This is a genomic window from bacterium (assembly GCA_035505375.1).
Classification (GTDB): Bacteria; Hydrothermota; Tepidihabitantia; order Tepidihabitantales; family Tepidihabitantaceae; genus UBA2258.
The window spans coordinates 43,866-53,153 of the sequence record DATJQV010000068.1 but is presented as its reverse complement, the minus strand read 5'-3'; the positions used below and the strand labels follow the sequence as shown (position 1 = coordinate 53,153).

Below are 9,288 nucleotides of genomic sequence, written 5' to 3'. Positions count from 1 at the left end.
TCAATCGCGCTGATGTACGTCGAATCCCCGCTGTATCTCGCGCAGTAGATACGGTTCGAATCCGGGCTACAGGCCAGCGCGGTGGGGTAGCCCCCAACCTGCACGTCAGTGACCAGGCTGTCACGCTCACAATCTACCACGGCGATGGTCGAGTCGATCCAGGCGCGGGCCCAGTAGAGACGGTCCATCGCGGGGTTATAGACGATTGCGGCCGCGCCGTCCACGTTCATCGGCAGCGCCGCCTCAAAGCTGTCGCGCGCGCAATTCACGACCAGAAGCGCGCGCCCATCGGATAGCGAGGCGCTGCAGAAGAGCTTGTTCGAGCCCGACGTGTAGACCGGCTGCCCCAGCCCCCACGCCGGTGTGAATATCCTCCGTTCCAGGCTGTCCGTTGAACAGTTGATGACGGTGATCAGCCCGCTTTCCTCGTCGGAGCAATACAACTTGTCCATCGGCTCAGCGTAGCACCCCAGGGTGGGAGCAGGGTCCATCGGGACGGCCTCTACGGGCTCACAGCTTGCCGGGTCGACCACTGTAACATCTGCGGATGTCCGGCCGCGGATGTAGACGCGGTCATGCTGGGGGTCGAAGCAAGCCGGGTCCGGGTCGTCGGCATCACCGATCAGCGCAACCGAGCCGACTATGGTATCGCCGCTGCCGGACATGACCAGGATGGAGGTGTAGTAATCGGGAAAGCAGAATACCCGGTTGTCGACCGAGTCGAATAGAAATGACCTCGGTTCGCCGGAGGCCGGGCCGAGCGATGCAAGAACCGCATCCGTATGGGAGTCGATGATGTGGATGTAGCCGTCACAGTCGCCGATGTACACCTTGTTCGAAACCGGGTTGTAGCCCAAAGCGATCGGCCACGTGGTGAGGTTTATGAGCCCGAGCAGGGTATCCGGTCCGGCGTCGAAGATTGCGACTTTTGTACTCTCAAAGACCGCGCAGTAGAGCTTGTTGCTGATCGAACTGTAAGTTGGTGCGACGGGATAGTCGCCAACCGTCAGGGACTTGAGCAGACTGTCGCCGGGACCGTCTATCACAGCAATCGTACCAGTCTCGAATGACGAGACATAGACTTTGTTACCGGCCGGATTGCAGCAGATCGAAGAGAACGGGTACTCGTTCCACCCGACCCAGATACGGGCTCTCACTGAATTGGTGTTGCAGTCAACCACGGCCAGAGTGTCGAGATTGGAACCCGTCAGGCAGTACACCTTGTTCGCTGTGGGGTTGTAGCACACTTTGTAGGGATAGCTGCCGACCCGCACACGCGACATGACGTGGTTTGTGACCGGGTCGATGACCGTCAAGGAGTCGTCTCCGGAACCCATGTAAACCCTGTTGTCATGCGAGTCATAGGCCATGAATAACGGGGATTTCAGGTCCATCCGCGCCATGCGAACGTTGGTCGCAGCATCAATGACGATGATTCCGTCTTCACCGGCAGCGTACACGAAGTCGGTGTTTGGCACATAGTAGATGGCCGCCGGCCTTGTGCTGCCGAACGAGTCCGCGAATCCGATCGTCTTCTCCAACCACTGGCCGCTGACCACCGACAGGCAGCAGCACAAGGCCAACAATGTGGCCACGGGTCGCACGGCCCAAATGTGTAAGGAAATGGTTCGAGCCAAAGAACGTCGAACACGATCAAGTGACATTCTGCACCTCCGGCCGGAAGTAACCCATGCAGACTGGCGCCGATCGGGCTTCGCGGCGGTGTAACCTTGGCTCCGCCGCACTCGGCGTCGCTATCGGAATTATAGTCTGCACGGGGCGAAGTCAAGTAAAATCACACGCGGCCGGGCGCGGCTTCGCCAGAGGCTTGTGCGTGCGTGCCCCCTGGTAGATTGACTCCGCGTCCGGCGGGCACTAGACTTGACCATGGCAAAAAAGAACATCGAGGGCATCTGGGACGATGTCCGTCTGTGGATGACCGACGCTACCAAGACCGCACTCAAGGAAGCCGAGGACCTCACTCGCCGCGGCCGGCTGAAGATGGAATTGGTACGCCTGAGCCACGAGATCGAGAAGAAGATGGCCGACTTGGGCGTGAAAGTGTACTCCCGCTACTCGAAGACCCCGGACGCGCCCATCGCAGTCGATGATGAGTTACGAGGGCTGATGCGGGATATCGCGAAGATCGAGTCTGAAATAACCAAGAGCCAGCAGGAGTACGAGGCGGAAAAAAAGAACTAGGACAATTCAGAAAGCTGAATCCAGAAACCAGAATTCAGAATTCCCGGAGGCCGGAGTTTTGGCTCTTGGCTCTTGGCTCTTGGCTTTTAGCTTCTAGCTTTTGCTTTGTAGCCTGCGGGCCTTGTGGTCCGCTATTTCTTTCCGCTGCGCCCCGGCTCTTCGAGTGGGATGCCTTTCGCGCACAACGGACAGGCGGAAGGCTCGTACGTCGCCACCTGCTGGCAGAATGCCCCGAGCAGCGGCACGCCGAAGTCGACACTGGCGCTGCGGTCCACAAACACTCCGACACCCACGACCTTCGCTCCGCTCGGCTCAACGGCGGCCAGTGTCTCCTTGATTGACCCGCCAGTGGTCATCACGTCATCGACCACCAACACGCGGTCATCAGGACCGACGCGGAACCCGCGGCCGATCTTCCTGCCCACTTCTGCTTTCTCGGCGATGATGCACCGGCACCCAAGCTGCCGGGCGACTTCATAGGCGATAATCACGCCGCCGGTCGTGGGCCCGCACACGACGGTCACGCTGTCCTTGCGGAACCGGTCCGCGACCACCTTGGCAAACGCCTCGCAGACCGGAGGCTGTTCGAGAATCCTGAACTTCTCGAAGTACTTGTCCGAGTGCTTCCCGGACGTCAGTAGAAAGTGCCCCTCGCGCAGAACACCATACTTCTTGAGCATCTCTCCGAGGTCTTGCGCCACCTATCCTCCCGTCTGCTTTCTGATGTCGGCAATGACGAACCGGGTCACCCTCACCCTTCCCTCCCCCTCAAGGGGGAGGGAACAGAAGGGAGGGGGACAGACTGTTGCATTGCTCATGCGAAGGTCAATGATTGCCAACGGCTAATTGTTCTCTTATCTCGGCGATTGCCGCGACCGGGTCCGGTGCTTCATATATCGGCCTACCCACAACAATGTAGTCCGCACCGGCCTGCGCCGCCTCGGCAGGCGTCAGCGTCCGCGCCTGGTCATCCTTCGTCCCTCGTCCCCCGCCCCCCGCCCCCATCCGGATTCCCGGCGTCACGACGACGAAGTCCTTGCCACACGCCTCCTTGACGACTCCGATCTCCTGAGGCGAGGCGACCACGCCGCCGCAGCCTGACTCTTTAGCAAGCAGTGCCAGGCTGCGGACACGGTCGGTGACCGCCTGCTTCTTGCCGCTTATCTTCTCAAGCGCCACGTCATCGAGGCTCGTCAGCACGGTCACCCCAAGCACAAGCGGCTTCGTGCCTTTGGCCTTGTCGGCCGCGCTCGCAGCCGCGGACAGCATCTCCGGCCCGCCCATGGTGTGGACCGTGAGCATCGAAACCCCGAGTTCGGACGCCGCCTCGACCGCCTTGCCCACGACGGTCGGGATGTCCGAGTATTTCAGGTCGAGGAATACCCGGCACCCGTCGAGAACGAAGTCGCGCACGACAGCCGGCCCCGAAGTCGTGAACATGTCCATACCGATCTTGTACACGTCGACCTTGTCGCCGATGCGGTCGCGCAATGCGACAGCGCCGATGCGGTCAACATTCATCGCCAGCACAATCTTGGTCAACTCTGCCTCCTTGCTCGACCTACGACCTTGTCCCAGTTGCTCAGCCGGTTCTTCTGGGCGTACACCTTGAGGCCGGTCCAGACATCTAACGCCGCTTCAGGATTGACCAGGTTCGCAGTACCGACCTGTACCATCCGCGCGCCGGCGCTCAGGTAGTCGAGCGCATCGGTCGCATCCATGATACCGCCACAGCCGATAACCGGTATCTTCACTGCGGCCGACACTCTGTCGACGCAGAACAGCGCGAAGGGCTTAAGCGCGGGCCCGGAAACTCCGCCGGTTCTACCACCGAGGAAAGGCCTGCCGTTCCCGTCCAGGGCCAGTCCGAACAACGTGTTGATCAGGGTAACTCCGTCTGCACCGGATGCCTCGGCTGCCTTCGCGGTCTCTACCGGGTCCACGAAGTTGGCGGTCAGCTTGACGATAATAGTCTTTGCGGTCCGCTTACGCACGAGCGCAGTAATCGCCTCGACCACTCCCGGCCGCTGCCCGAAGATGGCACCGCCCTCTTTGACGTTCGGGCAGGAGACGTTCAACTCGAGAGCGTCCACTGGTTCTGAATCTAACCTCGCCGCCAGTTCGCCGTACTCGCCCACCGTGAATCCGGCGATATTGACGACAACCCGGCACCGCAGCTTCGCCGTCCGCGGCACCACGTCGGTGCAGAACTTCTCCACACCGGGATTCTCAAGCCCCACCGAGTTCAGAATGCCTCCCGGAAACTCGAAGATTCTCGGCGGCGGGTTTCCTATTCTGGGCTGGAGGGTTATTGCTTTCGTCACGACACCGCCGAGTCGGTTCGCAACTGCGGGGAACTTAAGGCCAAACTCGAACGTCCCGGACGCGGCCAGCACCGGGTTCGCGAACGTGGTCTTCCCGACGATAACCTGTGGGTTCACAGGACGACCTCATTCAGCCGGACGACCGGCCCCTCTTCGCAGAACCGTACATGCCCGCCGCCCTTCTTCGGCAGCGCGCAGCAATAGCAGATTCCCGTGCCGCAGCCCATCCGTTCCTCGACATAGCCCCAGACCGGAATCGGGTCAAGTCGCCTCACCAGGTCAGCGAGCATCGGCCTCGGACCACAGGCGAAGACCGTCAGCCGCTCACCGCTGGCCGCTAACCGCCTTCCGCCATCTTGACCTTTGCCCTTTGCATCTCGCACCTTGACCTGTTCCTGGGCCAGTTCCGTCACCGTGCCATGGAATCCCGCGCTGCCATCGTCGGTCGCAAGGCTGACCGGAAGCCCCAACGCGCGGAACTCCCTGACCAGCAGCAACTCGGCCTTGGCGCGCGCTCCGAGCACCACCTGCAGTCGGTTCGCCTTGCTCATCTTGCGTGCGAGGAAAAGCAGCGGCGCAGACCCGATTCCACCGCCGCAGAGTAGAACATCCTTGCTGTGCAATTCCGGCGCGGATCGGCCCAGCGGCCCGAGCACATCCAGCTCGTCGCCCACCCGCACGCGGGCAAGCATCGCCGTCCCGCGCCCGACCACTCGGAAAACAAGTCGGACTTGGTTCCGTTCGACATCGCAGACCGATATCGGCCTCATCAGCAACGGGTCGGGACCGGGCGAGACTCGAACGTTCAGGAATTGCCCTGCCCTGACTCGACGGGCGATTTCCGGAGCCTCCAGCCAGAGCGAGATGACGCCCGCGCACAACTCGCGAGCGTCGGTAATCCGGCTTTGCGTGGGTCTCAATGCAACTCGAATTCTGCTCTCCGGTCCAGCCCGTACTCTTCCGGCATGGTGGAAATCGGCCGTTTCTTTCCGTCGCTGCGAACGCTGATTCGGCCGGAATCGACCCCGGCCGCTACAAGGAAGTCCCGCACCGCCTGCGCCCGCTTCAAACCGAGCTTCTGGTTGTAGTCTTCGCTCGCCCTCGGGTCGCAGTTGCCCACAATCACTGCCTTAACATCGGGATGTGCTTTGAGCGAATCAGCATCGGCTTTGAGTCGCGCCGAGTCAGCGGCCTGTACACGCCACGAGTCAGTCTCGAAGTGCGCCATCTCAAGTTGCAGTCTGGCAGAGGGCTTCGGTTCATGAACCACCGGCGGGTTAGCCGGCTTGGTCGTGTCCGTCTTCGGTGCAGACGGCACCGTATCCCCGGGAACACGCGCCCCGATTCCGGGCGTCGGGCCGGACGGCGGCGGCTTCACGCGTGCCTGCATCGTGTCTCTCTTCTGCGACTCTGCGCCCGCCGGCTTCTCTCCGCCTGTCCCCTTCAACGCTTCCGGAGTACCGGGCTTCACGCCGGGCATCTCGCCCGGGCCTTGCGGGCCACTGCCGTGGCCGGGCCGCTCGGGAACATGTCCCGGTGCACGATTGCCGTGCGGCGCCTTTGCGAGCCCTTGTCTCGCTGCGAAGTCACCCGTGTCCGCGGGCAGCGACTCCGACGGCAACGGCGGTAAACCTGGCACCTTGGCGGTCTCTGCCGGCGGAAGCGGCGGCGCCATTGCTGTTGTTTCCGGCTTGACTTCGGGCTTCTTCTCACGCACGGGCACCGGTAAGCCGAGCCAGCGCCGCGACTCATCCGCGTACTCGGTCTCGGAATACTCGGATATCTCCTCTTTGGCCAGCGAATCGGCGCCGGCCGTGTCGCTCTTGACATTCCTCATTATCCACGCCTTGGCGAAGAGCGCCTTCGCTCCCCAGTCCGTGCCCGGAAACGAATCGTGGACCTTCTGGTACAGGTCTATCGCCTTGTCGTACTCGCCGAGGTTCAGATTGTTCACCTCGGCCACGAGGAACATCGCCTCAGCCGGCGTCAGTGAATCTCCACCGACCTTCTTGCCGGTGGTGCGTGCGGCCAGGGCGTCGAGCAACGCCAGTCGTTTGACCGCCAGCACACCGTAGTCTGAATCCACGCGCCGGGTCTTGGCCGTGTCGTAATACGCGCGCGCCGCGTCGAACTGCCCGGCTTCCTCGCGGCTCTTGCCGATGCGAAACGCGGCCTCGGCCCCGAGGTCAGTTGAGCCTTTTACCTTAAGCCACGTTGCCAGGGCGTCGGACTGCCTGCCGCTCTGATTCAGCGCCTTCCCGAGCAGCAGGTTCGCCTCGTCGTCCAGGTCCGAATACCGGCCGAGGACGTCGTTGACCTCGACAATCGCCTCATCGTACTTGCCCTGCTCGTACCGGCAGCCTGCTATCTTCAGCTTGGCCAGCGCCCGCTCCTTCGGGTCCACGCTCGTCCTGGCAAAGGCCGCATACCATTTCTCAGCGTCGGCGTACCGCTTCCGCGCGAACGAAACGTCGGCCAGCAGCTTCACCGCGGAAATGTGTAAATCGGACTTAGGGAATCGCTCGATGAACGCCGCGAGCGAGTCGGCTCCGCGTTCCAGCTCGCTTCGGTCGACGAACGACTTCGCCAGGTTGTACGCGGCTTGGTCGGCGAGTTTCGGGTACTTCTGCTTCACCGCGTCAAGCGCCAGACGGGCGGTTCCGAACTGCTTGTCGGCGAGCAACGACAGTCCCCGGTACAGCTCGCCCCGGGGCAGGAAAGCGGAATTCGGGAAAGCAAGGCTCAACTGGTCAAACTCCCGAATCGCCTTCTCATACTGGCCCTCTTCGTAGTAGCTCAAACCGACGAGGAGAAGCGCTTGGTCCACCCATTGCGACTTAGGCCAGCGCTTGATGACCAGGGCCGACTTCTCAATCGCCTTGTCGAACTTCGTCTTGGCCTGCGCGTCCTGATTCTGTCCCTTGAGCTTCATGCCCTCGCGGTAGGCGGCCTCGGCATTGTAGAAGGTGTTGTAGTACGCGCAGCCCGCACCTAGCAGCACAGCTACCACAAACAGGCAGGCGATAGGCCGGATGTGTTGGGAACGGATCAAGCTAGTCTCCATTTATCTTAATGCTCGGCAGTGCCTGCTGTCAAGATAGCAAGAGAAGCGATGACATGCAACTTCGCACCGCCGGGCACCACTACGGACTGCTGCCACACCACCCGTCGCTCGAACGCGAGTCACTTTCTCTCTTGCTTACGCCGCGGCCGGCTGGCATAATGTTAGGCTGGATTTCTGGACCCACGTCTTGGCAAGACTAAAAGGAGTCTCAAATTGAGTACTGGTTTTGACCGGCAGGCCGCGACCGTGAAAGCCGAGTTGAAGCGGATGCTAGACACCGGCTGCAGCTTCGCGGACGCGCGGCTCTATGACGAGGACCGCTCCGAGCGTCTCACACTCTACGACGGGAACCTCGAGACGAACTATGATGCGAACGAACGCGGCATCGGCATCCGCACGTTATACAAAGGCGCATGGGGCTTTGCCGCCACCGCCGACCTGGGGGCAATTCCGGCGTGCTTCGAAAAGGCCTTCGCCAACGCCAAGGCCGCGACGATGCTGCCCGGATTCCCTAAGGACATGGGGCAGGCCCAGCCTGCCAAAGGGAAGTACCGGCCGCCGGTCAAGCAAGACCCGTTCGATGTGCCGACTTCCGAGAAACTCGCCCTGCTCTCCGGCATCGATGCCACGCTGAACGACAAGACGGTGGCCCACCGCTACGTCACGGCCGGTTTTCAGCGCCGCAAGATCCTCTATTGGAACTCGGAAGGCACCGAGGTCGACCGCTGGCAGCTCAACACCTTCGGATCCATGATGGTTATGGCACCCGACCCGCAGGGCCGTACCCAGCGCCGCTCGATGGAGCTTTTCTGCAACGGCGAAGGCACCCGCGGCTGGGAGTGGATTGCCGACCCCGACATGTTCGGTGCCCACGCCGAGCGCATCCGCAGTGAGTTGTCCGAGATCGTCGCTGCCGACCCGCTGCCTCCGGCAAAGCGGGATGTCATCCTCCTGCCCGGCCAGGGGTATCTGCAGACACACGAAACCATCGGACACGCCCTGGAACTCGACCGCATTCTGGGCTACGAGCTGTCGTTTGCCGGCGGCTCACACGTCCGGCTGGAGCACATCGGGAAGCTCCGCTACGGTTCGGACAAACTGAACGCCCGGGCCGGCATGACGCCCAATTCGCCCGGCACATTCGGCTTCGACGACGAGGGCTCGCCCCAACGCGACTACTACCTCATAAAGAACGGCATCCTCGTGAACGTCCTCTCCTCCCGCACCGACCTGGCCGAGGCCAACGCCAAGGCCGGCCATACCGTCATCAATGAATCCGGCACCGCGGCCCGCGCCTGCGCATTCTACCGTCCGCCCATCGACCGCATGACCAACATCAACATCGACGCCGGTGACGACGGCACGCTCGAAGACATCATCGCCGCGACCGAGGACGGCGTGATACTGGACGTGCCGGTCTCGTGGTCCATCGGGTCGAACCGCGAGCACTTCCACTTCGGCACCGAGATCGCCTGGGAGGTGAAGAACGGCAAGAAGACGAAGGTCTACAAGAACCCGACCTACCACGGCCATACACTCGAGTTCTGGAACTCGCTCGACAAGGTCGGATCCAAGTCGACCTGGTGCCTTGAGCAGGTGCCGAACTGCGGCAAAGGCGAGCCCAACCAGATAATGGAGCTCGGCCACGGCATACCGGTGATGCGCTTCCACAACGTCGAAACCGGAGAGAAGGAGTAA

General features: G+C 61.8%; 8 protein-coding genes. 2 read left to right on the top strand and 6 right to left on the bottom strand.

Going from position 1 to position 9,288, the window contains the following annotated elements:
• The coding region (locus VMH22_10670; protein ID HTW92158.1) for a hypothetical protein at positions 1 to 1,595 on the bottom strand (1,595 nt) is incomplete at its 3' end.
• Between the two features lie 292 nt (positions 1,596 to 1,887).
• Here VMH22_10670 and VMH22_10665 point away from each other — a divergent pair.
• Complete coding sequence (locus tag VMH22_10665; GenBank protein HTW92157.1) at positions 1,888 to 2,202, top strand: hypothetical protein; 315 nt, start codon at positions 1,888 to 1,890, stop codon at positions 2,200 to 2,202.
• Between the two features lie 131 nt (positions 2,203 to 2,333).
• On the opposite strand, the gene pyrE is transcribed toward VMH22_10665, so the two are convergent.
• The 5 genes from pyrE to VMH22_10640 form a co-directional block, all read right to left on the bottom strand.
• On the bottom strand, positions 2,334 to 2,903 hold the full coding sequence (gene pyrE / locus VMH22_10660) for an orotate phosphoribosyltransferase (protein ID HTW92156.1): 570 nt from the start codon (positions 2,901 to 2,903) through the stop codon (positions 2,334 to 2,336).
• A 124-nt stretch (positions 2,904 to 3,027) separates the two neighbouring features.
• Positions 3,028 to 3,744 carry an orotidine-5'-phosphate decarboxylase gene (gene pyrF / locus VMH22_10655; protein HTW92155.1) on the bottom strand — a complete coding sequence of 239 codons (717 nt, stop codon included), beginning with the start codon at positions 3,742 to 3,744 and terminating at the stop codon, positions 3,028 to 3,030.
• On the bottom strand, positions 3,741 to 4,643 hold the full coding sequence (locus VMH22_10650; GenBank protein HTW92154.1) for a dihydroorotate dehydrogenase: 903 nt from the start codon (positions 4,641 to 4,643) through the stop codon (positions 3,741 to 3,743). Before VMH22_10650 ends, pyrF begins: the two co-directional genes overlap by 4 nt.
• Entirely contained in the window at positions 4,640 to 5,446 is an 807-nt protein-coding gene (locus VMH22_10645; protein HTW92153.1) for a dihydroorotate dehydrogenase electron transfer subunit, read from the bottom strand. Before VMH22_10645 ends, VMH22_10650 begins: the two co-directional genes overlap by 4 nt.
• Positions 5,443 to 7,590, bottom strand: a complete 2,148-nt coding sequence (locus VMH22_10640) for a tetratricopeptide repeat protein (GenBank protein ID HTW92152.1) — start codon at positions 7,588 to 7,590, stop codon at positions 5,443 to 5,445. Before VMH22_10640 ends, VMH22_10645 begins: the two co-directional genes overlap by 4 nt.
• A gap of 213 nt (positions 7,591 to 7,803) precedes the next feature.
• On the opposite strand from VMH22_10640, the gene VMH22_10635 reads away from it, so the two are divergent.
• Positions 7,804 to 9,288, top strand: a complete 1,485-nt coding sequence (locus VMH22_10635) for a TldD/PmbA family protein (protein HTW92151.1) — start codon at positions 7,804 to 7,806, stop codon at positions 9,286 to 9,288.

Excerpts from the sequence above, each read along its gene's own strand:
- VMH22_10640 (HTW92152.1), bottom strand. The coding sequence starts at position 7,590 with ATGGAGACTAGCTTGATCCGTTCCCAACACATCCGGCCTATCGCCTGC.
- VMH22_10665 (HTW92157.1), top strand. The coding sequence starts at position 1,888 with ATGGCAAAAAAGAACATCGAGGGCATCTGGGACGATGTCCGTCTGTGG.